Consider the following 26,281-nt stretch of genomic DNA (forward strand, 5'->3'; position numbering starts at 1 on the left):
TAATACATCACCATCTCTAGAGACTTGGTCTGTTTAAGCAGATACAAGTCTGTTCGCGTAGGCTTGTATCTCTAGGAATGATAAATTAAGTGTATTTATAATTTATTAAGCCATGTGGGATATATGCCTACATGGCTTTTTTAATATTAAAAATAATTTATTCAAATAGGAGCGATATTATATGAAAAACAACTATATAAAACCAAGTATTTTACCAGGATTCATGGAATTATTACCTAATGATCAAGCAATTTTTAACGACATATTAAATAAAATAACAAATATATATGAAAATAATGGGTGTTTAGCAATTGATACGCCTATAATAGAAAAATCAAGTTTATTGCTTGCTAAAAGTGGTGGTGAAACAGAAAAGCAAGTATATAGATTTGAAAAAGGAAAAAATGATTTATCTTTACGATTTGATTTAACAGTGCCTTTTGCAAGATATGTAGCACAACACTATAACGATCTAGTATTTCCTTTCAAAAAATATCAGCTAGGTAAAGTATATAGAGGCGAAAGAAATCAAAGGGGTAGATACAGAGAATTTTATCAGTTAGATGTAGATGTCATTGGAAAAGATAAGCTAAGTGTCTACAATGATGCATGGGTAATTAGTTTAGCATCTAAAGCCTTTAAGTCTATTGGTTTAAACGATTATAAGTTTAAAATTAGTAATAGAAAAATATTAAAAGGAGTATTAGCTCAATTACAAATAGACGATGTTCAAGAGGTTATAACGCTAATAGATAAATACGATAAGATAGGTAAAGATAATTTTAATGATAGTTTACGTGACATTGTTGGAGATGAGAAAAGTAGTTACTTAACTAACTTACTAAACTTTAAAGAATCAAACGAAATTCTATTAGATAAGTTGATGAATTTAAACATTCAAAATGAGTTTTTCTCTGAAGGATTAGATGAATTAAAAAAAGTTGTATCTACATTGAAAATTTTAGGTGTAAAAGATAATGAATTTGAAGTTGATTTAAAGATAATCAGAGGATTGGATTATTATACAGGAAGTGTGTTTGAAACGTTCCTTATAGGTAATGAACAGTTTGGATCTATTTGCTCTGGTGGTAGATATGATAATTTAGCCGAAAATTATACAAATAATATATTACCTGGAGTTGGTATATCTATTGGATTAACAAGATTATTCTTTGTTTTAAAAGAAATTGGATTCATAGATAGATATAATATAAAATCTAATTCTGATTATTTAATAATACCAATAGGTGATACACTTGAATATAGTGGAAAGGTTATGTCAGACTTAAATGAAAAAGGATACAACGTAAGTATTTATTTTGAAGATGACAGTTTAAAGAAAAAATTAAGTTACGCAAATAAGTTAAATATAAATAATGTAATATTTATTGGAGAAAGTGAAGTTGATAATAATGAGATAAAAATAAAAAATATGATATCTGGAGAAGAAAAAGTTATAAATTATAAAGATCTTTAAATCCTGCTTATCTATTTTAAAAATTAAGTTTAAAAGATGTTGAATTGTGATATAATATAAATATAAAAAAGGAATTGAAGTCTATTCGCAGTAGAGTGATATTCCAAATTAATTTATTTGAAATGCTTGAATTTGATTTTTATATCAAGTTCTATACCACTCTTAGTTGGGCGACTAGAGTGGTTTTTTAATTTGTCATATATGTAATTAGTCAAAAGACCAATACATATAGTGCTTATAGCACTAACAATTATCTTTAGTTCCATACTTCTCACCTCCTTCCTATTAAGAAGTAGGCTAGAAAGTTTAATGGAACACCACTCTATAGATTTCAATTCCTGATTTTTATTATACCATAAAATGTTAGAGTATTTTTTCTAAATTCATACAATAACTAATAATATCTATTGAACATACTATTCAGAATAACTTGCTACACCCATAAATCAAATTTTAATTTTTTCTATACTTTTCTTATTTTTATATAATATATAAATATTGGCATAAATATTATGATTAAAAAAATTGGTAAAAACCAATTCCCTAACGGTTTACAATTTGCTGACATAAGAGTAATGTATAAAAATGAAATATTAATTCCTATCTTAGTAAAATTCATCAAATCTCTCGTTAAGTCATAAACCTTAACATAATTTTCCTCAGTTATTTTTACTGGAATATTTAATGCGTATGGACAAAGTAATACTCCGCTCATAGATATATTTACTATAATTGTAACTATAGGTAATACTATTAAACTACTTTTGCTTCCTAATGAGTCACTTTGACCTGCTGAGTTATAGTGAATCGGCACATTTTCACCTATATTATTCCAGTTAATGATTAAATATGCTATCATAAAAATTAATAATGATAAGTTTATAATTTCTATTATTTTTTGCTTAGTATCAAATTTAAATTTATAGTTATTTATAAGTATCCCTCCTCCCTTAAGGTTTCCCTAACTACTAAAAAAACTTTTAGTTATATATTTAAAATTATAAATCTCACTCCAAAATAAATCTATATTAATCCAATTTTAATTTATCTATCTACTGTTCTTATATAATTGTTTTTAAGCTAATTAACAATGTTATTTTTAATTTACGTAAGCAGTTAATTTATTATTAATTCTTAAAAATGAGTAAATAAAGACTTTATTCTAGGTTTATTTATCAACCAATAGGGTAAAAAATATAAATATATTTAAACTAGTTTATACGATACAAAGGAAGTGTAAAAAATGTGTACAGCGCTAACATTAAAAACAAAAGACGGGCAACATTTATTTGGAAGAAATATGGATATAGAATACAACTTTAATCAAGCTGTTCATCTTGTTCCTAGAAATTTTGTATATAAAAATGTAGCAACTAATGAAACTAGATCTACAAAATATGCAGTTATGGGTATGGCAACTATAATAGATAATCATCCGTTATTTGCTGAAGCAATGAATGCAAAAGGATTAGCTTGCGCAGGTTTAAATTTTCCTGGATTTGCATATTATTCAGATAATTTAATAGATGGAAAAAATAATTTACCTCCATATGATTTAATACTATGGATATTATCAAATTTCGAGACTATAGAAGATTTAAAACCTGAACTAGAAAATATAAACCTAGTAAATAGACAGTTAAATTCATATACACCATTACCAACACTTCATTGGATTGTTTCTGATAAAAGCGGCAATTGCTTGGTTATTGAAAATACAAAAGAAAAGTTAAGCATTTATGATAACGAAGTAGGGGTGTTAACAAATGCACCAACTTTTAATTGGCATACAACAAACCTAATTCAGTATATAGGTTTAAATGCTAATCAACCTCAGAATACTAAATGGAGTAGACTAAATTTAACTCCTCAATCTCAAGGTCTAGGTATGTTTGGAATCCCTGGTGATTTTTCATCTGCATCTAGATTTATAAGAGCTGCTTTCTATAAATCTAGCTTAGAGTCTTCAGATATAGAATTTTGTGGGGTAAGTGAGTTTTTCCATATATTAAATAATGTCGCTATGCTAAATGGCGCTGTAAAAACTCCAGAAGGTAAATACGATCTAACTCAATATACTTCTTGTATGAATCAAGATAAATGCATCTATTATTACAATACATACAATAATAATCAGATAAATGCTATAGATATGAATAAGGAAGATTTAAATTCTACAGAAATAAAGATTTTCCCTTATAGAGATGCTTTAGTTATAAATAACGAGAACTAAAATATATAAAATTTTAGATTTTTCTCCAAATATTATTAACTATTTCACTATGGTTAAACTTTTTAAAAATTAAAGTCATGAAAACCTAAGCAATTAGGATATTCATGACTTTTTTTATGATACGTTTATATAATTTTAAATCTGAGTTGTATTTTCTAAAAATGCTCTAACTTCTTTTGGACTTTTTAAAACTACAACTTTATCTTTAAATTCTTCTTCTATTTGCTTATATCTATTAACTATTTCTTTTGTTCTTCCTTTATGAATAATCCACCATCCAAATTCTAAATCAAATTTTTCTTCGCATCCTTGTGCCATATCTTCACGTGTTTTGTTTCTATTATTTAGATATCTTTTATATGCTCTAAAAAAGCATATCCTACGAGGAAAGTTTAGAAAAATTATTTTATCCGCTTGTTCTAATCTTTCTCTTTGATAAAAACCTCTATAGTTACCATCTATAACCCAAGATTCATTCTTCATAAATTCTTTAGTTAGGGCTCGACCCTCATCCTTATCTCTCTCGACCCAACCTGGTGTGAATTGAATTGTATCAAGGTGTAAAACAGGAGTATTATAATAACTTGATAGTTGCTTAGCCATTGTAGATTTTCCACTTCCACTATATCCTACTATTGCAATTTTCATCGTAGTCCCCCCTTTTTTAATTGATATCCATTGTATATTTTTATTACAGTATCAGTTTCTAAATTCCTTTATATTCAAAATAAAAATTTATAGTAATTATTCTAATTTTATAATTAAGTTTCACATGTTACCTACAAATACTAATAATTTTAAAACAAACCATAAAATATGCAATTGTAATACTTTTATTTTATATAAAATTTAAAATAAAGTTAAAGTCCTTAAATCTAATCTATTAGATTATCAGGACTTTTTTTTATATAGTTGATTGAATTTTTTTAATACCATACCTATACTTTATTTCTTAAATTTATATGGCTTATTTACTGTCATGTCTATGACATGGCCACACTCCGTACACACTTCCAAAATTAACTTATTACCTCCTGAAAATATCTTATCTTCTGGGGTTAGGTAAGCCCCCGTTAATATCCCTTTCCCAAATTCAGAACTTCCACATTTTGGACATACTTCCTTAGACATAAAAAAGCTCCTTTTCATTTATATTAAAATAAATCTTGTTACTATATTTATTCAAGCTTATCATAAAAATATATTAAAATTACTCTGATGGATTCAGATATGAAAATTTCGGAGTAAAATATAAAAAATCCAACATATCAATTAATTTTAAAATTTGATTATTTAATGTTTTTTTAAGGTTGTTTTTATATTCAATTAAGATTCTATGTTTATAATCATATTTGTAAAGCATAGAGAGAGGTGGGTGTAATCTTTTTGATACTTACTATATGTTGGAAATTATTTAGAACTGCATTTAGAGTTGGTTTGTTCATACTAATTTCTATATTTTTAATTGCAGTAACTTCAAAAAGTTTAATTATAGATCATAGTTTAAATCAAGATACATTTTTAAATAATGCTCGTAGCATATTAAAACCAATATTTTATTTTGTAGATTAAAAAAGGAGGCGTTAATTTTGAGTAAATGCAAATTATATAGATCAGAAAATAACCGTATGATAGGTGGTGTTTGTGGGGGTATAGGAGAATTAACAGGCATTAGCCCTACAATAATTAGAGTTTTATTCGTACTAGGTGGTGTCAGTATAATAATATATATAATTCTATGTTTAGTACTTCCATCTGGAGAAAACTTTTAATTGCATAACTTATTTTCATAAAATCAAGTTATAGGCATTTTAAAATTACAACTAGTAATATAACCATCTATATTTCAATGAAAAGGTAATAGAATCGATTCTATTGCCTTTTTTGTTTATTGCAAACAGTAATACTAGACTAGAATCGTACTTGAAAAATTAAAAGTTAAAATATCTTTATTAATTTCATAGTTAGTTATATTTTTCAGTTTTAAGTAATAATCTCAAAGTTAACGTGATATATATGTAATATAAAGATATAAATATATCACATTATCAAGGGGGATTAATTTATGAAATTTATAAATAAATATTCATTTCTATTTTGTTTATTTGGATTACAAGGATTTAATGGATTACATGGAGATCCTTCAGATTTTTTATATTTTGCATTCTTTGCAAATTTAGGGAATATTTGGTGGTATAAATTAGGTGATTGTGAAGATGAGCGATTTACTTGTAACAAACATAAAGCTGGTTATATATCTCTTAGAATATGTCTTCCTTTTGCAGTTATCTTAAGTATATTAATTAATCTATATACAGTAGATTTAATAACACTTTACAGATTTCAAATTTTAATCTTATCTCTTACTTTTGCAATAGCAATGAATTTATGGGCATTTTTAACTTACAAATTTGATGTTGGGGTTTAAAGCTATGACAAAGTTTATTAGTAATTTAAAAAAGTATCGTCAATTTAATGAATTAACTCAAGAAGAACTAGCTAATAAAGTTAGTGTTAGGCGAGAGACTATAGCCCGTTTAGAAAATGCTAAATACAACCCTTCTCTTGAACTTGCAATGAGGATATCAAAAGAATTAAATACTCCAATTGAAAAGTTGTTTATATTTGAATTTTAATAATTAATAGAATAAATTTAAAGCCATTATAATCCTAATAAAGGACTATAATGGCTTTTTTACTAGACATTTTTGAGTGTGTTTTTTATAATGATTTAAACTACATTTTCATTATCAAAGAGGCTAGTATCACTCTCTCTACTATAATTATACCATAAATAACTAATTTTTTTAAGACTATGAATATCTTCTAATTCCTATATAATTTATAGAGCAAATTAAACAAGCTAATTTATATAATCAAGGAGGGTATATTATGAGTCTAAACAATTATGAGTTAAATCTTGAAAATGAATGGTTACAAAGAGTTCTTACCGAGGCTAAGAAACAGCTTGATGAAAAGCGTAGTGCTAAAGATAGGTTTAAAAAAGATGCTATAGAAACACAAAGAGAACTCTGGAGTGATTTAGGATCTGTTTCTATAGAAAATGGATTAGATCAACTTTCAGATTTTATGTCATTTATGGATATTATGAAAAATCAAAAAAGAAGTCATGAATTTACCCAAAAACTTGAAAAAAAGTATGAAAGAATGCTTGAATCTCCTTATTTCGGTCGAATCGACTTTGTTGAAGATAACGAATCAGATACTCAAAAGTGTTATATTGGATTATCAAATCTTGTTGATGAGGATTATGATTTTCTTGTGTATGACTGGAGAGCACCTATTTCAAGTATGTTTTATGACTATGAAACTGGACAAGCCCATTATGAATGCCCAGAAGGTACAATATCCGGAGAAATCACTGGTAAAAGACAGTATAAAATCAATAATGGTAAAATTGAGTATATGTTCGATAGTAACCTAAGTATTGACGATGAAATGCTACAAGAACTTCTGAGTAAGAATGCTGATGATAAGATGAAAGGTATAGTTACAACTATTCAGAGAGAGCAAAATCAAGTAATTCGTAACGAAAATTATAAAAACCTAATTGTTCAAGGAGCTGCTGGAAGTGGAAAAACTTCTGTTGCACTCCATAGAATTGCATATCTATTATATAAACATAGAGATAAAGTAACACCTCAAAATATAATAATATTTTCTCCAAATAATATCTTCAATGATTATATTTCAAATGTATTACCTCAACTTGGTGAAGATAATATGTATCAAACAACCTTTAAAGATTATATGCATAAAGAATTAGGGCCTGAATTTAAGAAAGAATCACCTTCAGAAATGATGGAGTATATACTTGGTTCTAATGAAAAATTAACATATCAAGATAGAATCAAAAATATAAAATTTAAAACATCTGTAGAATTTGTTGAAATTCTAAAACAGTATATAAATTACGTAGAGACAGTAGATAGAAGTTTTAAAGATATTGTTGTAAGGGGTAAGTTAATAATTTCCTCTGAAGATATAAAAAACCTATTTTTTAATGATTATTCAAATCTTCCAATTAAAAGAAGATTAGAAAAAATTAAATCAAGAATTATATTCCTTATTGAACCATATGAACAATCTTGGATTGACGAAATATATCAAGAACTTTTTAAATCTGGAGACTTTATACAAAAAGAAGAAATGATAGAAAAAAGTACGCTAATTGTAAAAGAAAATTTAAGAGATGTATATGATTCTATTTCTAAAATGACAGAATTTAATTTGATTGAAATTTACAAAGATCTATTTAAAAATTTAAATACATTTTTAAATGAAATAAATGTTGGATATGATGATAGTTTTATAAGTCATATAAAAACTTACACAATAGATAATTTAAATGCAAAGATACTTAATTATGAAGATCAAGTTGCACTTTTATACTTAAAAGGAGCACTTGGGGATATTCCAACTACTTCTCAAATTAAGTATGTAATTATAGATGAGGCACAAGATTACACTCCATTGCAGTATGAAATTTTTTATCAACTTTTTAAATCTGCTAACATGACTATATTAGGGGATATAAATCAATCAATTAATCCATTTATGAATGTTGGAAACTATAACAACATTTATAATATATCCCAAAATGACACTTGCATAATAAACCTAACAAAGAGCTATCGTTCAACTATGGAAATCACTAAATTTTCAAGAAATCTTCTAAGTGAAAATATAGATGATGAGTGCGTTGAAAGACACGGTGATGAACCTACTATCGTTTCTTTCTCAGATAAACTTTCTATGAACGAAAAACTGGTTGAAGATATAAAGTCTTATTCAGAAAAGAATTATAAATCTATAGGAATTATTACTAAAACAGCTCGTGAAACGAAAGTTTTATATAACTTTTTAAAAGAAAATAGTATCGATGTAAGTTCTATAGAAAAAGATGATGATTATTATACAAACGGAGTAACAGTAATACCTTCATATCTGGCTAAGGGCCTTGAGTTTGATGTTGTTTTTATATACGATGCTAGTAATAAAAATTATAATAGTGAGGATGAAAGATTACTTCTTTACACTTGTTGTACAAGAGCTCTTCATGTATTAAATGTATATCATTTAGGAGAAATTACGGATTTATTAAAACAATGATATACGTAAAATTCTACTAAAATCTAAAGTAAGTTTAAAGGCATAATAGTCTAATCAAATAGACTATCATGCCTTTTTTTTATAAATCACATCTCATTAATGCTCTAATAACTTATTTTATTTGTTTATTAATGTTGAGATACTAGTTTTAGACCTATTATTCCTGTTACTATAAACCCAATACAAACTAATCGAACAAAATCAATAGGCTCTTTAAATAAAAACACACCTAAAATAACAGTACCAATGGTTCCTATTCCTGTCCAAATAGCGTAAGCTGTTCCTAGTGGCAGTTCTTTTAACGCTAATGATAAGAAGTAAAAACTCGCTATCATCCCTATTACAGTTAAAACGCTTGGAACTAACTTTGTAAACCCTTCTGAATATTTCAGCCCTACAGCCCACCATACTTCAAATATACCTGCAATTACTAACACTAACCATTTCATAATTACCACTCTCCTTAAAGTTTTAAATAAAAGCTTATTAGTAAAACGTAAAAAAGCCCGGGCGATATAAAAAATATCTCCCAGGCTTTTGTCCTTCCGTGAACACAGAATACTGTGCGTTTTATCTCGGACCAGACCAGTTATAAATTTTAACTGCGGAACCCTATAAAACTAAATTTATTAAACTTTTATTATAGTTTATTACTATATCAAAAAATATGTACTTAATCAATATAAATTAATCTATATATTTTATATAACTAGTCTAATTTTTTTGTAAATATAATTTCTAAAGGTTCATTTTCTAGTAATAAACTTCCACTATCTCTATATAAAAGCTTTCTATAAAAATGTTGTGCATTTTCGTTAGATAGTGTTGAAGTCATAACCATTTCAAACCCTCTATTTCGCATTTCATTTTCCCAAAATAGAATGAATTTTTTACCTATATTTTTCTCCCTATAATATTCATCTATAAAAATCATATTTAAAAAAGGGGTATTATCCCAAAAGTAATTAAATCTTAACCATCCTATGATCTTATTATCTTTAGATTTTGCTATATATATTTCATTATCTCTTATTTTATCTTTTATCAAATCTTTTGAAATATGCTTATCATGTTCTAATATATAGTTATAATCTTTACTTGTAGCAAACTCGAATATCATCTAACTCCCTCCCCCTATTTACACTCAAATTAATTATATACTATTTTTAAAATTTTATATCAAAGACATTATTTAGTCATTAAAATTCACTTTAATAAATCATATTTAAACCTCTTACAGTCCAAATAAATAGTTTTCAATGACTTTTTCCTAGATACCTTTAAATCTACGTATTAGCTAAAATTTAATTCATTATATGATTTATATTGAATAATGTAATTGATACTATTTATTTAAAGGGAAATACCTATTTCACCTAGAACAAATTACTATTGTAATATTACGAATTTTAAGTTTATATAAAGTTAATTAAAAGTTTTATCAAGTCTATAAAAAATTTAATAATAAAAAACTATAAGGAGATAGCATATATGAGAGAAAAAAGTATGGATATATTGTCTAAGAATTTAAAATCTGATCACTTAATAAAACACTCGTATGCAGTTGAGGCAGTTATGAGATCATTGGCTAAAAAATTAGATCCTAAAAATGAGGAAGATTGGGCAATAGCAGGACTATTACATGATATTGATTCAGATTTACTAGATTGCAAAAACAATCCAGAGGATATGAAAAAACATGGAATTCTTGCTATAGATATATTAAAGCAAGAAAATATCGGTAATCAAGATATTCATCATGCTATTATGGCTCACAATAAAGATAATGGTACAGAAAGAATTTCATTAATGGATAAAGCAATTTACGCAGCAGACCCAATAACAGGATTTATAACAGCTATAACATTAGTTTATCCAGATAAAAAAATATCTAGTGTGAAAGTAAAGTCTATAACTAAAAGGATGAAAGAACTAAGATTTGCCGCTGGGGCTAATAGAGAGGCAATGAAAAGTATAGAGGAGCTTGGAATACCATTTCCAGAGTTTGCAGAATTATCGCTTAATGCTATGAAAGATATAAGCGATGACTTAGGCCTTTAAAAATCATATATTCTACAAAAGCCAGTATATATATCTATATTGGCTTTTGTATTATTTAAATCTTAGTTTTCACTCCTAAATACGCCCATTTTAGTCCAACTCACTCATTTACCATAAGAGGACATGTTAATATATTTATAAATTTTTAAAAGTCGAGGAAGTCATAATGAATTATAAACTAATTAAATTAAATAAAATTTTACTAAGCATAATATCAATTTTAACTATTTTATTAATATTAGCTTTGTCTTTTGCTAATGCACTTGATGCTTGGATTATTAACAAGTTCATTGCTCTTTACATCGTAAGTTTTTTGTTGTGTACATTTTATTTAATTGTAGTAGCTATTTTACAACTAAAGAACTTAAATAAAACAGAATCAAGAAAAAGGATTATTGGTTTTTCTAAATTTTTCTTATTTAATTTTTTAATCTTATTTGTATTATCAATAATTTTTAATAAATTTGATATATGGAGAATCTTAATAATATCTTTTAGTGGATCATTTGGTTTTAACTTTTTAGATTTAGCATTTTTTAAAGATTCTAGTAAATTCAATAGCTATTAAATTTTTACATATTCACTACAAGTTTTATAAATATAATAGTTAAATAGCTTAAATATCTAATTTAAAGCAAAAGAGCACTTACATATGTAAGTGCTCTTAAATCATAATAAAAATGTTATTAAGTGAGTACAATATTTTTTCAAATTCCTGTATTCTGGCTTTAATGCTTCTTTTGTGTGGACAAGTTTAGTATAACCTCTAAACCTTAAAATAAACTTAAAGTTTTTGATATTTTAAATACATATATATTTCTTAAAATACTTTACAGAAAATCGAAAATAATCGAATCAAGTTCCTTTTTGTGGTAAAATACCAGTGTTGATCTATTGTTTAAGTATTGGGAGGATATTATGAGATTAAGTAAAAAATTATTATCATTATGTTTAGTAAGTAGTTTATTTTTAGTTGGGTGTAGTTCAAAAACACCTAAAAAAGAAGATTTGTCTGAAAAAGTAACTTTAAGTATTTCTGCAGCTGCTAGTTTAAAAGAAGCGATGGAAAAGATAGAAAAAGACTATGAAAAAAGTAATCCAAATGTTGATTTAGTCGTTAACTTTGGTGGATCTGGATCGTTACAAAAGCAAATAGAACAAGGTGCTCCTTGTGATGTATTTATATCTGCAGGTGAAAAACAAATTAAAGAACTAGACGAAAAAAAATTACTAGAAGAAAATACATATAAAAACTTAGTAAAAAATGACTTGGTTTTAATAGCTCCAAAAAACAGTGATATATCATCTATAAATGATTTAACAACTGATAAGGTTAAAAAGCTAGGCGTTGGAGAGCCTGAAAGTGTTCCTGCAGGAAAATACGCATCAGAAGTGCTTACTAACTTAAATTTAGCAGATAAGGTAAAGGATAAGTTAGTCTTTGCAAAAGATGTTAAACAAGTTTTGGCATGGACTCAATCTGAAAATACACAAGCAGGTTTTGTTTACTACAGTGATACTCTAGGTGTAGATAATATAAAAATTGTAGAAACAACAAAGGAAAGTACTCATTCCCCTATAGTTTATCCTGTAGCAGTTATAAAAGATAGTAAAGTCCCTGATGAGGCTAAAAAGTTTGAAGACTATCTTTTTAGTCAAAAAGGACAAGATATTTTAGTCAATTGCGGATATAAAACCATTAAGAACTAATTAGATATTTATATTAAACTATTATTTATATATAAGATTAAATATAACAAAATACAACTGCATGATAGTGTAGTTGTCTTTTGTTATATTGGCTAAGAAATTAAAGTATAACAGCAAAAATTACTTTTGCATTTGAATTTGATGTATTTTCCCAACGATGCTTTACTCCTGCTGGAGTCTTAACACTATCACCTTGATATAATATAAACTTTTCATCATCTAAATATAAATCTACTTCACCCTCTAGCAAGTATGCAATTTCATACCCTTTGTGTTGAATATTTTCACTGCTAGATACCGATCCAGGAGATAAACTCATAATTGCAAACTCTAAATCACTAGTAAGGTCAGGAGCTAATACATCATAAACAACATCATCACTTCCAGGAAGTATTACTTTTTTTCTATTTTCTTTTCTAACTATCATATCTTTTTTAGAAACTTCTGATGTGAAAAATGTAAATAATGGAACGTTAAGTGCAGATGCAATAGATTTTAAAGAGTTCACAGATGGATTTGCGATTCCTCTTTCTATCTGACTTAGCATAGAAGCAGTAACTCCACATAATTTTGATAAATCACGTACACTTAGGTCTTTACTTTTTCTTATCTGTGATATTTTTTCACCTATATTTACTTCAGACATTAATACCTCCAATAAATTTATTTCAAATATTATAATTTTTAACTTAATGATTTTAATTATAACATAGAAATTTTTCACAAACAAAGTTAAATCACATTTAATTAATTAAATTATATTTGACACGTTTGTTTAAATTATATACAATCAATATAAACATCAAGAGGTGTAAACATTATAGAGGGGAGTGATTGTTGTGCCAATAACAACCACTGGAGCAATCATTGGGTTATTAGTTGCAATTATACTCATTATAAAAAGGTTTGAGCCATTTTACTGTTTGGTATTTGGAGCTTTAGTTGGGGGCTTAATAGGTGGCGCAAATTTAGTAGATACCGTAACGTATATGGCTGATGGTGGGAAGTCTATGGCTCCTGCAATACTTAGAGTTATGACATCAGGATTCTTAGCAGCAACACTTATAAAAACAGGAGCAGTTGATAAAATTTCAGAAGAAATTATTAGATTACTAGGATTAAAAAAAGCAATACTTGGAATAGTTCTATCTTCTATGATCTTGGCAGGGGTTGGGGTTGACTTAGACGTAGTAGTCCTTACTGTCGGGCCAATAGGAATGGCTATGGGAAATAAACTTGGATACTCTAAACTAGCAATACTGCTTGCAGCACTTGGGGGAGGTAAAGCTGGTAATATTATATCTCCTAACCCAAATACATTAGCAGCAGCAAGTAATTTTAACGTTGACTTATCTAGTGTTATGCTTGCAAATATAATACCAGCTATATTTGGAGTAATTATTACTACTATACTTGCGAATATGTTGATTAACAAAGGGAGTAAAGTTGAAATAGAAATAAAATTAGATGAAGATGAAAACTTGCCTAGTTTGTTTGCTTCACTAATAGGTCCTATTGTATCGATAATATTACTATTTTTAGGGAATGTATCTACTATAGTTGTAGATCCACTTGTAGCTTTGCCTGCAGGAGCTGTTGTAAGTACATTGGCTACTAAGAATGTACATAAAACAAAACAGTATCTATCATATGGAGTTGAAAAAATGCAAGGTGTATGTATTTTGTTACTAGGTACAGGAACATTAGTTGGTATTATACAGATGTCAAACTTACAACATAGTACAACAGAGCTCCTTGCTATGCTTAGTATCCCTCAGGTTTTACTTGCACCTATTTCTGGAGTTGTTATGTCACTAGCTACAGCATCTACTACCGGAGGTGCAACAGTAGCATCATCTACATTTTCTAGTGCAATCCTAAGTTCTGGATTATCTGGAGTAGCAGGCGCTGCAATGGTCAATGCAGGTGCTTGTGTATTTGAACATTTACCTCATGGCGCATTATTTCACGCAAGCTCAAGGAGTGTTTCTATGGAAATTAAAGAAAGGTTTAAGTTATTGCCATATGAAATAATTATAGGTCTTGTCATAGTAACATCTTCAACTGTAATACAATTACTTCTTAAGTAAAAATGTAATTACCATCAATATACTATCTATATTAAACTTTACAAAAAAGCCCTTGCTAATTTAATAGTAAGGGCTTTTTACGGAAAGCTTTTGAAAATATAGTCAAGATTTTTATTTTAAAAGATATTAGATTTACTTGAAACTTCATGATTAGGTTCATACTAATCTTGACATATTTTTAATTTATTTTCCTAATTAGTAGTATTTTGCTTATTCGGATAAATATAATATAAATCAGTAACCTTAAAATAACCTTAAAAACTAATATAAGCCATATGCTTTATTTACATCTTGAACAAAAATTATACCATTGCCTGGTTCATTAATTTTAAGCTCATCTCTAATTGAAGATACTATTGAATCTGTTAAATTACTTGGTGATATTATTAATACAATTTCTTTTTCCGGTTCTATTTCCATAGCAAACACTTTACTAGTTTCATGTATACCCGATCCTCTACCATTTATAATCGTAGCTCCCCTAGATCCTGCCTTATTTGCAGCTTTCACTACAAATTCACCTTTTCCTCTGTCTACGACAGTATAAATAAGATTGTACATTGGACTTTCAACACCTCTACTTTCTTCAGTTTTTTTATAGCTATTTGAATAATGAGCATCTATTATATCAGTTAGAGAAGTACTAAAGGCTATTCCATGATTTTGCTTATGAAAACAAAACTTTTTATTGAGTTGTTCTAAAGCATTATAGGATGTATCCTTATCAGATGCCATCAATATAATTTCTTTTCTAGATTCAGCCAACTCTAAAAACTCTAAAATAGGATTTTTAATAGTTCCTTTCCCTAAAAAAATAGTACCGCCTGTTATCCCATGCTGTTTTGCATGTTTTAAAACTTTACTTCCTAAATTAAAATTTACTATTACACAAGTTAACTCTAGTTCAATACTATTAAATTTGTTGTTCATCTTCTAGGCCCCCTCCTTTTTTAGATTTCAACTTAAAAATTAATCCTAATATTTGCAAGGTTATTATTGGAGTCATAGCTACCATTGCTATCATTCCAAAACCATCTATTAGTACATTTGCTCCTTCAATTGATTCAGCAACTCCGTGAGTAAAGGCTAAAATAAATGTTGCAGTCATTGGGCCTGTAGCAACTCCTCCTGCATCAAATGCCATACCAACAAATAGTTTAGGAACAAAGTAAGTCATAGCAATACAAATTGCATATCCCGGCAGAATATAATGCCATAGTTGAATTTGTGGAATCAAAATTCTTATCATAGAAAGAGCTATCGCGACCCCAACACCTAAAGAAAGCGCTATTAACACTGACTTTCTGTTAACATAACCACTCGTAACATCTTCAATTTGATGTGTTAGCACATATACCGCAGGTTCTGCTAAGATTGTAACTAGACCAAGAATAAATCCAACTGCTATAATATAAAAATTATTATTTAAAGCTCCAATATTATATCCAATTGTATTTCCAACATCCATAAATCCAGCATTTACCCCAACTAAAAATAATACTAGGCCTATTAAAGTGTAAATAAATCCTTTCAATATTTTATTAAAAGCTTTTATACTTAATTTAAATGATATTTTCTGTAGTATTAAAAACATAATAATCAAAGGTAATAGAGCTATAAAACTCTCCTTTATAGTATGTGGAATTAAGTTAATAAATGGACCTAATATAGATGTTGTTTCGGACATATCTAGGCTAATATCCGATGAGAATCCACTGTTCTTAGAAAAAATACTTAAAATCATAACAGAGATTATAGCTCCAATAGATGCTATAGCAACTAATCCAAAGCTGTCTTTTTCGGAGGACTTACTGTCTTTCTTTAATGTAGAAACTCCTATAGAAAGAGCTAAAATGAATGGAACTGCAAGTGCCCCTGTGGTTGCACCTGAAGCATCAAACGCTATTGCCAAAAATGCGGGTTCTGTAAATAATGCAATAAGGAAAATAATTAAATATAATACTGTTAAAATCTTGTATAGAGGAATATTATAAACAACTCTTGCTAATCCAAATGAAAGCATTATAGCTAATCCTATAGATACAGCTATAACAATAGTTGAACTAGATACCTGCCCTGATGTGACTAAATCGACTTGATTTGAAAAAACTAATAAATCTGGCTCTGCAATACAAATAAAAAATCCAAGTATTAGTCCAGCGATAATTACTACCCATAATTTATTTATCTTAGCAATGCTTGATCCTATAAGATTTGATAAAGGAGTAATTCCTATTTCAACTCCAATTAAAAAAACTGCTAATCCTAAAATTATAAATATTGATCCAATTCCAAACCTAAGTAAAAGTGGCGTCTCAAGTGGAGTTAGAGTGAAATTTAATAACATTACTATAATGATAATTGGGATAACTGAAAGTAAAACCTCTTTTAATTTTTCTGTGAATACATTCAAATACCTCACTTCCTTCCGTTAAGCTTATTAAATTTAATGTACAATATTATATATTCATAATAAATAATTTTGTAAACTGCAATATTAGGAATGAAACTTATTTTCATATAACCCTTATAAAAATATTAACATGAAAATTGTTAAAATTCAATCAATTTAGATAATTTAACAATCACTTTACAAAGATATATTTTATTTGAATTTTTTATTATGTAATGATAAGTACACCTAAACTATATTGGTATTTTTCCCAATATAAGTTATTTTATTAGCTAAATTTAAAGCCCTTAGAATCCAATTAAGTGTATTCTAAGGGCCTTTTTAATAATATCATTATATAAAACCTAAAACTTTTTAGCGTATTGATTTGCTAAAATTATTTCAAATATATATTTTAAAATAAATATTGCTAGCAATGACATTGTAGTCCAAGATGGAGAATTCATTACTATACATACATAAGCAATTATAATAACCATCCAATTGATTATTTCCCCTGATATTGCTTTTGCTTTACATTTTATAAACGTATTTCTTTCATCTTTTCTTTCAACTTCGATTTGTTTAAATTTAGCAGGATCTTTTCTCAATTTTCTAATACCGTATAATCCTCCTAATCCTCCACAAATTGCTCCAAATCCTAATCCTGTACATAAACTTGATGCTCTATCCCAAACATCACTAGATGGCCCTGCTACTAGTATTATTAGGCCTACTATTAATATAATTACTCCAAAGAGAACCATAACTTTATTTAATTTTTCATCTTGTTTAATCTTCATTCCCGTCTTCCTCCTCATAAATAAAAATTTCTTCAATTGCCATATTAAAATATCTTGCAATTTTAAATGCTAAAATTATTGATGGATTATATCTTCCATTTTCTAAAGAACCTATCGTTTGTCTTGAAACTTCCAGTGCAGTTGCTAATTCTTCTTGAGTTACTTTATTTTGCTTTCTTATTTCTTCCAATCTATTTTTCAAAATATAAACTCCTTCCTTCAGCTTAAAAGTAAAGCTTGCTTTCCATAATTCATTATATTCTCGCAAATGTAAAGCTTACTTTACTTTTATTCTATATCTATCAAACTTATATGTCAAGTTTACTTTCCATTGTATTTTTTAATTTACTGAAATAGCTTTTAACCCTTTTTTTAAACCACTTTTAACTTTATTATTAGAAAGTATGAAAATTTTTTTTATAAAAGTGCAAGGTTTTCATAATTTAAGTTGTATATAAGAAGTGTAAAAGCTTTTACGGATGTATTGTAAGAATAAAAGGGAGGAAATAACTTGCAAGCTGAATTAATTATTAAATATATAAAAAAGAAAAAACAAAAGGGATTAGAAATGCTTATAGATGAATACAGCGGCCTTGTTGCATCTGTTGTTAGAAAAAATCTAGGTAAATTAATAAACTATGAGGAAGAATGTATAAGTGATGTATTTCTAGCTATTTGGGATAACATAGATAGTTTTGATAAAGACAAAAACTCTTTTAAAAACTGGATTTGTGTTATAGCAAAATATAAAGCAATTAACTACAAGAAAAAATATTTAGATAAAATAGAAACTTCTGAGATTGATGACGGTATCTATTACATAGATAAAAACTTACTTGATCTTGAGATTAAAGAGGAAATAGATGATATTGTTAAATACTTACCCGATAAGGATAGAGATATCTTTATAAGTTATTACTTGGATGGAGCTGATGCTCCTCAAATAGCTAAAGATAATAATTTAAGTATATCTAGCCTTTACAGTCGGTTATCCAGGGGAAGAAAAAAAATCAGAGAATCACTTATAAATAGGGAGGTTTAATGTTATGAATGAATATAAATCTTTTAATGATGTAAAATTTGATATAGAAAACTATGAAGAAGTTAGTGTAAATAAAGAATTAATAAAATCTAAGGTGAAATCTAAATTGAATAAAAGAAAAAGTAAATCAAAAAAAATATTGGCCGCTAGTGTTTCTGGATTACTTTTAATTGGAGGAGTATTTGTATTTTGTGAACCTGTTTATGCAAATATGTACAAAGTAATGTATGATATAAAAAATGCTTTAGGTTTAGAATCAAACTTAGAAGATTATAAAACTGTAGTTGGCCAATCTATAACGAAAAATGGGCTTACAATAACTTTAAATGAAGTTGTCTTAGATAAAGACGTTTTAATTGTATCTACAACATATAAGTTTAAAGAAGAACTTGAAGATGGTAATATTACGTCCTTTGGAGATGTTTATATAAATGGTAAGTCTATAAGTTCAGGTGGTGGGGGTAGCGGCACTATAATTGATAAAAATACAGTTGAAGAAGTATTTAGATATACATTAGACGAGGATGTAAAAAAAGATGACTTAGATATTAAAATATCTTATTCTGATCCTATTTGCTTTAAAAATAAAAAAGAACATACTATAAATGGAGAGTGGGTATTTGAGTTTAAAACAGATAGAAAAGATCTTGAACTTGATACAAAATCACTAAAATTAAATCAATCTTTTGAGCTAGGAAAAGATGAAACAATTACATTAAAAGAATATAGAACTAATGCTTTAGGTCCTAATATAATCTATGATAGAAATATTCATAATAAAGATTTGGTTAGTTATGATATAAAGTTACTTGGAAAAGATAATTTAGGTAATGATGTTGAATTTTACTTAATAAATGCTAATGAAAATAAAGGTAAGCTGACATTATCTAATTTAGAAGAAAATCTAGATAAAAATGCAACAGAATTAAAACTTGTTCCTTATGCTGCAAAGCAACCTAATACAAGTGGTAAGATGAGTGATGATTTTAAGAAAATCGGTGATGCATTTACCATAAATTTAAATGAATTAAAGTAAATATGATTAAATTAATACCCTTAGACTTCAACTTAGTTGATTCTAGGGGATATTTTTATTCTTTAATTTATAAACTAGTTTTATAGAATCAAGTCCTCTAACTATCTTGCTTTACAATATAGTAAAAGAGTGCTATATTGTAAAGCAAGATAGTTATATTAAAAGGTGAGTGATTATTTTGAACAATACAATATCCTCTCAAATGCTAAAAGGTATTCTAGAGGGGTGTATCTTAAAAATTATAAGTCAAAAAGAAATATACGGATATGAGATGAATTTAAAATTAAAAGAATATGGAATTTCAACCGTTTCAGATGGAACAATATATCCATTATTACTAAAACTTCAAAAACAAGAATTAATAGTAGGTGAAATGAGAAGTTCAGGTGAGGGGCCTATGCGTAAATACTATAAACTTACTAATAAGGGTAAAGTCCAACTAGATATATTTGAAGAACAGTGGGATATTCTTTCAAGTAGTGTAAATAAAATTTTGAAGGTTAAATAAAAAGGGAGGGGAATAATATGCAAAATGCTAAAAAACTTATAGAGTTAAATAATTCATACAGGGAGTTATTAAGTGAAGAAAATAAATTATTTTATGATGATATATTGGTTTATATAAGATCAAAAAGTTTCTTAAAAGACGAAACTCAAATAGAGGAATCTTTACTTGAAATTTTAACAGATATTATAGAGGCCCAAAATCAAGAAATTAAAGCCGAAGATTATTTTGGAAAAAATACAAAAGAAATAAGTGACGAAATATTAAAAAATACAAATAAAAGTTCTTTTAAAGAGAGATTTACTTTGTTTTTGAGTTCTATGGGAATATACTCTTTAGTTACATTACTTCCAAAGTTAATAAATCCTAATGAAACCTTAGATGTGGGTAAATTCTTTGTATGCTTAGTATTTACACTGTTATTTGTAAATCTTATTTTGAATATTTTAGGAAATGCAGTCTATTCAGATAAAGAAAAAAAGTTTACGTTTATTTTATTTGTTTTATTCTGTACATATATAGGTTTAATGATCTTAATGGAGCAAATTCTACCGACTACATTTGGATTTAAATTAACAGGGTATATTGGTATAACTATTATTTTAATATTCGGAGGTATAGGCGTAATATATAGCTTAAAAGAAAAATTATTTTATTCATTTTTGCCTATTATAGTAGTAGCTTGTACATTAGGAATATTAAGTAGATTAGAGTTTCTAAACTTTTCAATTATCGAAAGCCCTGGCAAGACTATCTCTATGGTAGCTATGTTAATAGCTTTTATATTATTCTATTTAATATCTTATCTATATGTTAAGGAGTAGAGTTTTAAATTAACTATTAAATAATGTATTTAATTCAAAAAAATTTGCTTTAATACTTATTTTTCTAATAAATTAATTTTGATATAATATATATAAGTATAAATTACTATATATTTATACAAATTTGAAAGGATGATAAAAAATGTTAGAATATAGATATGATACACAGTTATTAATCGAAGGAACTGCTCTTAATGAAGATGCAATAAATGAATACTTTAATACTAATTTTAAAGGAGATTGTTTACTTGCTGTAGGTGATGAGGAACTTATCAAAATTCATTTCCACACAAATGAACCTTGGGAAGTATTAAAATACTGTTCAACTTTAGGAGAAATATACGATATTGTAATTGAAGACATGGAGCGTCAAGCAAAAGGATTACAAGGATAATATTGACCTAAATAAAAGGACTTAAACTCTAAATTAAAAGAGTTTAAGTCCTTTTGTGTTTATTGCATTAAATAGTTGAAAATATCATTTTTTACTTTTTTCTAATAAATTAAGTGATGCAAGTGAGGCTCCCGTTCCTTTTGCAACACATAACAAAGCATCTTCTGCTATGCTAACTTTTATATTAGTTTTCTCTTGTATTCTTTTATCTAAACCATTAAGAAGTGACCCTCCACCAGTCATGATTATTCCATTTTCATAAATATCTGATGATAATTCTGGTGGTGCTTTTTCTAATACTGAACATGCTGCTACTATTATTTGTTGTGTACATTTTTCAATTGCATCTTTTATTTCCGATGAATTAATTTGTATTTTGCCAGGAAGTCTTGTAACTAAATTTATTCCACTTATCTCCATATACTTTTCTTCATCAATACATGCTGTTCCAATTTTTATTTTTATCTTTTCAGCTGTTAGTTCCCCTACAAGAAAATTATGCTGCTTTTTAATATATTCTATTATAGCCTCATCAAACTTGTCTCCGCCTATCTTTATTGACTCACTAATTACAGTACCACCTAAAGATATAATAGCTATATCTGCAGTCCCTCCTCCTATATCTATAACCATACTTCCATTTGGACTAGAAATATCTATGCCTGCTCCAATAGCAGCTGCTATTGGGCCTTCAATTGTATAAACCTCTTTTGCCCCAGTATTTCTAACAGCCTCTTCTACAGCTATTTTTTCAACTCCAGTCACTCCAGTTGGTACACATACCATTACTCTTGGCATAAAAACCTTTTTCATACCTTTTTTATTTAACACTTTACCTATGAAGTAATTTAGCATCTTTTCTGTAGTGTCATAATCAGATATTACACCATTTTGTAATGGTCTTATAGATACTATATTGCTAGGAGTTTTTCCTATCATTTTATACGCTTCTGATCCCACTGCTAAAACAGATCCGGTATTTTTCTCTACAGCAACCACTGATGGTTCTGTTAATACTATTCCTTTTCCAGAAACAGATATCAATACATTAGCAGTTCCTAAATCTATACCTATATCATTGCTAGCCATTTTGCTCAACTCCTCTATATGTCTGGAATTCAATCTTATTATTTAAAATTTTTATTGTTTTTAAATTTTTACTCCAAATTATATTATTTTATTTAATTTCTATACACTTATAAAAATTTTACTTATTTAAATGTATAAAATATAGTATATTATTAATCAATAAATATAACAATTATCAAGATTTTCCAATTTTGCTTATTTATAAATAATATCATGAAAATTTATGATGAGTAAAATATGATATATTTGTAAAAATGAAATTATAGACGAAATACTTTGCCTAAACTTAGATAACATTATCTATTTATAAAGCACATAAAATCACTATACTTTTAGATAATGCTATTAAGCTAGTTTTAGTATTTGCGGATGATTATGAGCAATAAAAATAGGAGCAATTGCTCCTGTTTTTATTATTCATAACAAATGTTATTAGGTACACCTATTGTTTTAATTACCATTAACCAAGGTTCTTTTAAATAATAATCTCCCCTAAAAATAATTTTTGACTGAGATTAATATCCATCCCGTTTATACGTTTTATATTTGTATTTTTACTATCTCTCCATGATCCTCTATATCTACCAATACCAATCCCTTATGGTTTTTCTTCAAGTACTTTAATCCCTTAATTAGAACATTTATCATTTCTTTGATGTCTTCACTGTCTTTTATTATTTCTTTACTATTAGTACCTTTGTTATATTTATTTATATGTTCTTTTTTTATAAATGGCTTTCCTAACCTTAACCCAGCAATAACTACAGCCATAGGTATATTTAAGTTTAAGTTGCTATTGCCCTCCTTACTTTTAACTATAATTTTCAATATGTTCACCTCTTAGCATATTTCAACTATTACTCGATCATTACCGTCTTCTACCTCAACGATTCTACCTACAAATCCTTTATCTATTGCATCCATTAATTTATCAAAGTCTATATTATGTTTTTCAAGCTCTCCAATATGCATTTTACCTATTCCACCCATTATTTTTATAAATTCTAATGGTATATTTACTTTTACTTTTGATCCATCTGAGCTTAATACTCTTACGTATAACATTTTTTCTCCATCTGGATTTGGGGTTATATTTAAGAATTCTTCAGCTGATATATCTTTTTTTTCATCTACTTTTTCATTATTACTAGTTTCTAGTGCTTCTAATAATTTAATAGCCTCTTCTGAAGTTATTTTTCCTTCCTCAACCATTTTTAATATTCTTTTCTTATCTTCCATTTTTACCACCCTTTACAATTTATTTAAATAATTTACTAACCCGAATCCTTGCTAGTACTATATATACGCTCCAATTTAGTTTTTATAATTTTTTTAGAAGATTTATTGCTTCATCTGAGCTTATTTCACCATTCTCTAACATATCCATAATATTTTGTTTTTCTTTAGATGTATCTTTTTTTATATTTATATTTAATGCATTATTTATTTCATCTAACTTACCTCTAACAGTTGGATAAGATATCCCAAGATGCTTTTCTACATCTTTTATATTTCCTCTACATGCTAAGAATACTTCTATAAAATTCAGTTGTTCTTTTGATAATTTATTGAATTTAGTAAACGAAAATTCATTTTCTATTGTTGTGTTACAATGATTACATTTTAATTTCATTATTTTCATCTCTTTGTCACATACCGGACAATTCGTTATTACTTTATACACTTGATCACTTCCTTCTTGATATAAGTATATTCTAATTTTTTCAAAAAGTCACCCTTAATATTCAATATTTTAATTTATTTTTTAATATATTCAATATTATAGATTCAATTTATTAAATATATTAATTTTTATATTAACTTAGTCTAACCTTTTATTTATAAAATTAACCCCTCTTAAAATACACTTTTCCTGATTTTAAGAGGGGTTAAACTAACTAAATTTTTCAATAAGCTCACTATGCAATTTTTTCCACTCTACTCTTAAATATAAGTTAAATATAATACTTATACCTGCTAATGCCATATATAAATAATTTCTTTTAATAAATAAAATAATAAAAGCAATTAAAGATACTAAAATTACGATATTTAACAATAAAAAAAGTCTTTTAATTGATTTAGTTATTTTTTTCAAATAATCACTCCCTCTATAAAATAACAATTAATATATTCTTAGATTTATATTTAATCAAATAATCCCTTTTGATTAGGATCTTTAGTAAGTTTTGATTTTATACAGTCTCTAAGTTTAAAAAACTTAAAGATTATAGGTAAAGATATTAATAAAATAATAAGTATTGATGAAATTTCTTTATATTTAAATTCTATAAATTCGAAAAATAAATTGCTTATCATAAATGTAATTGAAAGAGATATAATCAAGCAAACCACCATAACTAGCATTAAAACAATATTGTTTTTATATCTAAAAAGATTGTCCCATCTTCGTTCATTCATATTAAAAACTATTTTTATGATAAAAAATATTCCCATAATAATACCTAGTGAAATCAAAGAAAACACTATACTAAACATGGAATAAGAAATAAAAAATATAATTAGATCTAGAATTAAGCTCATAAGCACTCCCCCTTTCTTAAAATAATCTTACATATTGATATCTTAAAAATCAATATTAATTTAAAATACAATCTTCCCATCGTTTTTTATAAATTAGATAGGCTTTAACTTAGTTAATATCAAAAAAAGTCATATCTATTAAATTTAATAGATATGACTTTTTTTGATATTAACTAAGCCTTATTATATTTAAAGATGCAGCTGCACTACCTGATAGTAAAGTAGCAGATCCTAGCAATCCATACATCTGTAATGAAATTGTTGAGTTAGCTGCTAAATTTAATATAGTTTGTGCTGAAAAATTGTTAAGACTTATAACAGGTGCAATTGTAGTTTGTGCACTTGGAGATCCATTAACTATTAGGCGAGACCCTAGGAGTAATGATACTGTAGTAAAAATATTATAACTTACATAGTAACTTCCTGCCACAGGAACTGTAAATGTATCGTTTGATCCATTTACAGTAACCCCTCCTGATAAGTTTTGGTTACTTGGTAGAGGAACTAAAGTACCTGCTAGTAAAACGCTAATTGTAGCTCCTGTTGTGTTCGTAGCAAATCCAAAAACATTTGTTGTGGATGGTCCTGTTGGTCCCGTTGCTCCTACTGGACCTATTCCTCCTGTTGGTCCCGTTGCTCCTACTGGACCTGCTGCTCCTGTTGGTCCCGTTGCTCCTATTGCTCCTGCTGCTCCTGTTGGTCCCGTTGCTCCTATTGCTCCTGCTGCTCCTGTTGGTCCCGTTGCTCCTGCTGGACCTATTCCTCCTGTTGGTCCTGTTGCTCCTACTGGACCTATTCCTCCTGTTGGTCCCGTTGCTCCTACTGGACCTATTCCTCCTGTTGGTCCCGTTGCTCCTACTGGACCTGTTGCTCCTACTGGACCTATTCCTCCTGTTGGTCCCGTTGCTCCTACTGGACCTGCTGCTCCTGTTGGTCCCGTTGCTCCTA

Annotated in this window: 33 protein-coding genes and 1 riboswitch; of the genes, 16 read left to right on the forward strand and 17 right to left on the reverse strand. The window is 27.5% G+C overall.

Going from position 1 to position 26,281, the window contains the following annotated elements; genetic code table 11:
• The first annotated feature begins 181 nt into the window (after window positions 1–181).
• Window positions 182–1,477, forward strand: coding sequence for a histidine--tRNA ligase (gene hisS / locus GFJ41_RS12040; RefSeq protein ID WP_170075439.1), 1,296 nt, complete (start codon window positions 182–184; stop codon window positions 1,475–1,477).
• A gap of 113 nt (window positions 1,478–1,590) precedes the next feature.
• Here hisS and GFJ41_RS12045 read toward each other — a convergent pair whose 3' ends face one another.
• Both GFJ41_RS12045 and GFJ41_RS12050 read right to left on the reverse strand, forming a co-directional pair.
• Window positions 1,591–1,743 carry a hypothetical protein gene (locus tag GFJ41_RS12045; protein ID WP_156317219.1) on the reverse strand — a complete coding sequence of 51 codons (153 nt, stop codon included), beginning with the start codon at window positions 1,741–1,743 and terminating at the stop codon, window positions 1,591–1,593.
• A 197-nt stretch (window positions 1,744–1,940) separates the two neighbouring features.
• On the reverse strand, window positions 1,941–2,336 hold the full coding sequence (locus GFJ41_RS12050; RefSeq protein WP_081949317.1) for a DUF1648 domain-containing protein: 396 nt from the start codon (window positions 2,334–2,336) through the stop codon (window positions 1,941–1,943).
• Between the two features lie 384 nt (window positions 2,337–2,720).
• Here GFJ41_RS12050 and bsh point away from each other — a divergent pair, with 384 nt between their 5' ends.
• Window positions 2,721–3,710, forward strand: a complete 990-nt coding sequence (gene bsh, locus GFJ41_RS12055) for a choloylglycine hydrolase (protein WP_170075440.1) — start codon at window positions 2,721–2,723, stop codon at window positions 3,708–3,710.
• Window positions 3,711–3,845: 135 nt separating this feature from the next.
• Here bsh and GFJ41_RS12060 read toward each other — a convergent pair whose 3' ends face one another.
• Window positions 3,846–4,358 (reverse strand): DNA topology modulation protein, encoded by a 513-nt coding sequence (locus GFJ41_RS12060; RefSeq protein ID WP_035118925.1) that lies wholly within the window; start codon window positions 4,356–4,358, stop codon window positions 3,846–3,848.
• 297 nt (window positions 4,359–4,655) lie between these two features.
• Window positions 4,656–4,841, reverse strand: a complete 186-nt coding sequence (locus GFJ41_RS12065) for a hypothetical protein (RefSeq protein ID WP_021428892.1) — start codon at window positions 4,839–4,841, stop codon at window positions 4,656–4,658.
• A gap of 255 nt (window positions 4,842–5,096) precedes the next feature.
• Here GFJ41_RS12065 and GFJ41_RS12070 point away from each other — a divergent pair, with 255 nt between their 5' ends.
• The 5 genes from GFJ41_RS12070 (at window position 5,097) to helD (ending at window position 8,843) form a co-directional block, all read left to right on the forward strand.
• A complete protein-coding gene (locus GFJ41_RS12070) occupies window positions 5,097–5,282 on the forward strand; it encodes a hypothetical protein (protein WP_021428795.1) in 186 nt (61 codons plus the stop codon).
• A 17-nt stretch (window positions 5,283–5,299) separates the two neighbouring features.
• Window positions 5,300–5,482, forward strand: a complete 183-nt coding sequence (locus tag GFJ41_RS12075; RefSeq protein ID WP_035118926.1) for a PspC domain-containing protein — start codon at window positions 5,300–5,302, stop codon at window positions 5,480–5,482.
• A 293-nt stretch (window positions 5,483–5,775) separates the two neighbouring features.
• The gene (locus GFJ41_RS12080) at window positions 5,776–6,138 is read left to right on the forward strand and encodes a DUF3796 domain-containing protein (protein ID WP_021431986.1); all 363 of its coding nucleotides are present in this window, start codon (window positions 5,776–5,778) and stop codon (window positions 6,136–6,138) included.
• 4 nt (window positions 6,139–6,142) lie between these two features.
• Window positions 6,143–6,346, forward strand: a complete 204-nt coding sequence (locus GFJ41_RS12085) for a helix-turn-helix transcriptional regulator (protein ID WP_021428797.1) — start codon at window positions 6,143–6,145, stop codon at window positions 6,344–6,346.
• A gap of 256 nt (window positions 6,347–6,602) precedes the next feature.
• The gene (gene helD, locus GFJ41_RS12090) at window positions 6,603–8,843 is read left to right on the forward strand and encodes an RNA polymerase recycling motor HelD (protein WP_035118928.1); all 2,241 of its coding nucleotides are present in this window, start codon (window positions 6,603–6,605) and stop codon (window positions 8,841–8,843) included.
• A gap of 128 nt (window positions 8,844–8,971) precedes the next feature.
• Here helD and sugE read toward each other — a convergent pair whose 3' ends face one another.
• Together sugE and GFJ41_RS12100 are read right to left on the reverse strand one after the other, a co-directional pair.
• Complete coding sequence (gene sugE, locus GFJ41_RS12095) at window positions 8,972–9,292, reverse strand: quaternary ammonium compound efflux SMR transporter SugE (RefSeq protein WP_170075441.1); 321 nt, start codon at window positions 9,290–9,292, stop codon at window positions 8,972–8,974.
• Window positions 9,293–9,367: 75 nt separating this feature from the next.
• A riboswitch (guanidine-I (ykkC/yxkD leader) is annotated at window positions 9,368–9,470 on the reverse strand.
• A gap of 82 nt (window positions 9,471–9,552) precedes the next feature.
• Window positions 9,553–9,963, reverse strand: coding sequence for a GNAT family N-acetyltransferase (locus GFJ41_RS12100; RefSeq protein ID WP_035118929.1), 411 nt, complete (start codon window positions 9,961–9,963; stop codon window positions 9,553–9,555).
• Window positions 9,964–10,334: 371 nt separating this feature from the next.
• Between GFJ41_RS12100 and GFJ41_RS12105 the strand changes: the two genes are divergently transcribed.
• The 3 genes from GFJ41_RS12105 (at window position 10,335) to modA (ending at window position 12,614) form a co-directional block, all read left to right on the forward strand.
• On the forward strand, window positions 10,335–10,904 hold the full coding sequence (locus GFJ41_RS12105) for an HD domain-containing protein (RefSeq protein WP_035118930.1): 570 nt from the start codon (window positions 10,335–10,337) through the stop codon (window positions 10,902–10,904).
• Window positions 10,905–11,070: 166 nt separating this feature from the next.
• Entirely contained in the window at window positions 11,071–11,472 is a 402-nt protein-coding gene (locus GFJ41_RS12110) for a hypothetical protein (protein ID WP_170075442.1), read from the forward strand.
• A gap of 350 nt (window positions 11,473–11,822) precedes the next feature.
• A complete protein-coding gene (gene modA, locus GFJ41_RS12115; RefSeq protein WP_035118932.1) occupies window positions 11,823–12,614 on the forward strand; it encodes a molybdate ABC transporter substrate-binding protein in 792 nt (263 codons plus the stop codon).
• Between the two features lie 100 nt (window positions 12,615–12,714).
• Here modA and GFJ41_RS12120 read toward each other — a convergent pair whose 3' ends face one another.
• Window positions 12,715–13,260 carry a cupin domain-containing protein gene (locus tag GFJ41_RS12120; protein ID WP_035118933.1) on the reverse strand — a complete coding sequence of 182 codons (546 nt, stop codon included), beginning with the start codon at window positions 13,258–13,260 and terminating at the stop codon, window positions 12,715–12,717.
• A 193-nt stretch (window positions 13,261–13,453) separates the two neighbouring features.
• Here GFJ41_RS12120 and GFJ41_RS12125 point away from each other — a divergent pair, with 193 nt between their 5' ends.
• Window positions 13,454–14,704, forward strand: a complete 1,251-nt coding sequence (locus GFJ41_RS12125; RefSeq protein ID WP_332841147.1) for a GntP family permease — start codon at window positions 13,454–13,456, stop codon at window positions 14,702–14,704.
• Between the two features lie 261 nt (window positions 14,705–14,965).
• On the opposite strand, the gene GFJ41_RS12130 is transcribed toward GFJ41_RS12125, so the two are convergent.
• From GFJ41_RS12130 to GFJ41_RS12145, 4 genes are all read right to left on the reverse strand, one after another.
• Window positions 14,966–15,634 (reverse strand): P-II family nitrogen regulator, encoded by a 669-nt coding sequence (locus tag GFJ41_RS12130; RefSeq protein WP_170075443.1) that lies wholly within the window; start codon window positions 15,632–15,634, stop codon window positions 14,966–14,968.
• Window positions 15,618–17,117, reverse strand: a complete 1,500-nt coding sequence (locus GFJ41_RS12135) for a DUF1538 domain-containing protein (RefSeq protein ID WP_035118935.1) — start codon at window positions 17,115–17,117, stop codon at window positions 15,618–15,620. Before GFJ41_RS12135 ends, GFJ41_RS12130 begins: the two co-directional genes overlap by 17 nt.
• Before the next feature lie 344 nt (window positions 17,118–17,461).
• Window positions 17,462–17,899 (reverse strand): hypothetical protein, encoded by a 438-nt coding sequence (locus tag GFJ41_RS12140; protein ID WP_170075444.1) that lies wholly within the window; start codon window positions 17,897–17,899, stop codon window positions 17,462–17,464.
• Window positions 17,889–18,101 carry a helix-turn-helix transcriptional regulator gene (locus tag GFJ41_RS12145; RefSeq protein WP_025162805.1) on the reverse strand — a complete coding sequence of 71 codons (213 nt, stop codon included), beginning with the start codon at window positions 18,099–18,101 and terminating at the stop codon, window positions 17,889–17,891. Before GFJ41_RS12145 ends, GFJ41_RS12140 begins: the two co-directional genes overlap by 11 nt.
• A gap of 309 nt (window positions 18,102–18,410) precedes the next feature.
• On the opposite strand from GFJ41_RS12145, the gene GFJ41_RS12150 reads away from it, so the two are divergent.
• From GFJ41_RS12150 to GFJ41_RS12170, 5 genes are all read left to right on the forward strand, one after another.
• Window positions 18,411–18,941: a sigma-70 family RNA polymerase sigma factor gene (locus GFJ41_RS12150; RefSeq protein WP_035118937.1), complete on the forward strand. Its 531-nt coding sequence runs from the start codon at window positions 18,411–18,413 to the stop codon at window positions 18,939–18,941.
• A gap of 4 nt (window positions 18,942–18,945) precedes the next feature.
• Window positions 18,946–19,977, forward strand: a complete 1,032-nt coding sequence (locus GFJ41_RS12155) for a DUF4179 domain-containing protein (RefSeq protein WP_052169331.1) — start codon at window positions 18,946–18,948, stop codon at window positions 19,975–19,977.
• Window positions 19,978–20,155: 178 nt separating this feature from the next.
• Entirely contained in the window at window positions 20,156–20,485 is a 330-nt protein-coding gene (locus GFJ41_RS12160) for a PadR family transcriptional regulator (protein ID WP_224170756.1), read from the forward strand.
• Window positions 20,486–20,502: 17 nt separating this feature from the next.
• Window positions 20,503–21,306, forward strand: a complete 804-nt coding sequence (locus tag GFJ41_RS12165; protein WP_170075445.1) for a DUF1129 domain-containing protein — start codon at window positions 20,503–20,505, stop codon at window positions 21,304–21,306.
• A 142-nt stretch (window positions 21,307–21,448) separates the two neighbouring features.
• Window positions 21,449–21,700, forward strand: a complete 252-nt coding sequence (locus GFJ41_RS12170) for a fatty acid kinase subunit FakA-related protein (RefSeq protein WP_021428712.1) — start codon at window positions 21,449–21,451, stop codon at window positions 21,698–21,700.
• 84 nt (window positions 21,701–21,784) lie between these two features.
• Here GFJ41_RS12170 and GFJ41_RS12175 read toward each other — a convergent pair whose 3' ends face one another.
• From GFJ41_RS12175 to GFJ41_RS12200, 6 genes are all read right to left on the reverse strand, one after another.
• Complete coding sequence (locus GFJ41_RS12175; RefSeq protein ID WP_035118939.1) at window positions 21,785–22,789, reverse strand: rod shape-determining protein; 1,005 nt, start codon at window positions 22,787–22,789, stop codon at window positions 21,785–21,787.
• Between the two features lie 540 nt (window positions 22,790–23,329).
• Window positions 23,330–23,617 (reverse strand): hypothetical protein, encoded by a 288-nt coding sequence (locus tag GFJ41_RS12180; RefSeq protein WP_021428750.1) that lies wholly within the window; start codon window positions 23,615–23,617, stop codon window positions 23,330–23,332.
• A 12-nt stretch (window positions 23,618–23,629) separates the two neighbouring features.
• Window positions 23,630–24,028, reverse strand: coding sequence for an SHOCT-like domain-containing protein (locus GFJ41_RS12185; protein ID WP_150842045.1), 399 nt, complete (start codon window positions 24,026–24,028; stop codon window positions 23,630–23,632).
• An 82-nt stretch (window positions 24,029–24,110) separates the two neighbouring features.
• Entirely contained in the window at window positions 24,111–24,473 is a 363-nt protein-coding gene (locus tag GFJ41_RS12190; RefSeq protein ID WP_170075446.1) for a DUF2089 domain-containing protein, read from the reverse strand.
• 464 nt (window positions 24,474–24,937) lie between these two features.
• The gene (locus GFJ41_RS12195) at window positions 24,938–25,333 is read right to left on the reverse strand and encodes a hypothetical protein (RefSeq protein ID WP_170075447.1); all 396 of its coding nucleotides are present in this window, start codon (window positions 25,331–25,333) and stop codon (window positions 24,938–24,940) included.
• A 169-nt stretch (window positions 25,334–25,502) separates the two neighbouring features.
• Window positions 25,503–26,281, reverse strand: a 779-nt coding sequence (locus GFJ41_RS12200) for a BclA C-terminal domain-containing protein (RefSeq protein WP_170075448.1), incomplete at its 5' end; no start/stop codon positions are given.

Source organism: Paraclostridium dentum (assembly GCF_012922555.1).
GTDB lineage: Bacteria > Bacillota > Clostridia > Peptostreptococcales > Peptostreptococcaceae > Paraclostridium > Paraclostridium dentum.

Excerpts from the sequence above, each read along its gene's own strand:
- hisS (WP_170075439.1), top strand. The coding sequence starts at position 182 with ATGAAAAACAACTATATAAAACCAAGTATTTTACCAGGATTCATGGAA.
- GFJ41_RS12045 (WP_156317219.1), bottom strand. The coding sequence starts at position 1,743 with ATGGAACTAAAGATAATTGTTAGTGCTATAAGCACTATATGTATTGGT.
- GFJ41_RS12050 (WP_081949317.1), bottom strand. The coding sequence starts at position 2,336 with ATGATAGCATATTTAATCATTAACTGGAATAATATAGGTGAAAATGTG.
- bsh (WP_170075440.1), top strand. The coding sequence starts at position 2,721 with ATGTGTACAGCGCTAACATTAAAAACAAAAGACGGGCAACATTTATTT.
- GFJ41_RS12060 (WP_035118925.1), bottom strand. The coding sequence starts at position 4,358 with ATGAAAATTGCAATAGTAGGATATAGTGGAAGTGGAAAATCTACAATG.
- GFJ41_RS12065 (WP_021428892.1), bottom strand. The coding sequence starts at position 4,841 with ATGTCTAAGGAAGTATGTCCAAAATGTGGAAGTTCTGAATTTGGGAAA.
- GFJ41_RS12080 (WP_021431986.1), top strand. The coding sequence starts at position 5,776 with ATGAAATTTATAAATAAATATTCATTTCTATTTTGTTTATTTGGATTA.
- GFJ41_RS12085 (WP_021428797.1), top strand. The coding sequence starts at position 6,143 with ATGACAAAGTTTATTAGTAATTTAAAAAAGTATCGTCAATTTAATGAA.
- helD (WP_035118928.1), top strand. The coding sequence starts at position 6,603 with ATGAGTCTAAACAATTATGAGTTAAATCTTGAAAATGAATGGTTACAA.
- sugE (WP_170075441.1), bottom strand. The coding sequence starts at position 9,292 with ATGAAATGGTTAGTGTTAGTAATTGCAGGTATATTTGAAGTATGGTGG.
- GFJ41_RS12100 (WP_035118929.1), bottom strand. The coding sequence starts at position 9,963 with ATGATATTCGAGTTTGCTACAAGTAAAGATTATAACTATATATTAGAA.
- GFJ41_RS12105 (WP_035118930.1), top strand. The coding sequence starts at position 10,335 with ATGAGAGAAAAAAGTATGGATATATTGTCTAAGAATTTAAAATCTGAT.
- GFJ41_RS12110 (WP_170075442.1), top strand. The coding sequence starts at position 11,071 with ATGAATTATAAACTAATTAAATTAAATAAAATTTTACTAAGCATAATA.
- modA (WP_035118932.1), top strand. The coding sequence starts at position 11,823 with ATGAGATTAAGTAAAAAATTATTATCATTATGTTTAGTAAGTAGTTTA.
- GFJ41_RS12120 (WP_035118933.1), bottom strand. The coding sequence starts at position 13,260 with ATGTCTGAAGTAAATATAGGTGAAAAAATATCACAGATAAGAAAAAGT.
- GFJ41_RS12130 (WP_170075443.1), bottom strand. The coding sequence starts at position 15,634 with ATGAACAACAAATTTAATAGTATTGAACTAGAGTTAACTTGTGTAATA.
- GFJ41_RS12140 (WP_170075444.1), bottom strand. The coding sequence starts at position 17,899 with ATGAAGATTAAACAAGATGAAAAATTAAATAAAGTTATGGTTCTCTTT.
- GFJ41_RS12155 (WP_052169331.1), top strand. The coding sequence starts at position 18,946 with ATGAATGAATATAAATCTTTTAATGATGTAAAATTTGATATAGAAAAC.
- GFJ41_RS12165 (WP_170075445.1), top strand. The coding sequence starts at position 20,503 with ATGCAAAATGCTAAAAAACTTATAGAGTTAAATAATTCATACAGGGAG.
- GFJ41_RS12170 (WP_021428712.1), top strand. The coding sequence starts at position 21,449 with ATGTTAGAATATAGATATGATACACAGTTATTAATCGAAGGAACTGCT.
- GFJ41_RS12175 (WP_035118939.1), bottom strand. The coding sequence starts at position 22,789 with ATGGCTAGCAATGATATAGGTATAGATTTAGGAACTGCTAATGTATTG.
- GFJ41_RS12185 (WP_150842045.1), bottom strand. The coding sequence starts at position 24,028 with ATGGAAGATAAGAAAAGAATATTAAAAATGGTTGAGGAAGGAAAAATA.
- GFJ41_RS12195 (WP_170075447.1), bottom strand. The coding sequence starts at position 25,333 with ATGAGCTTAATTCTAGATCTAATTATATTTTTTATTTCTTATTCCATG.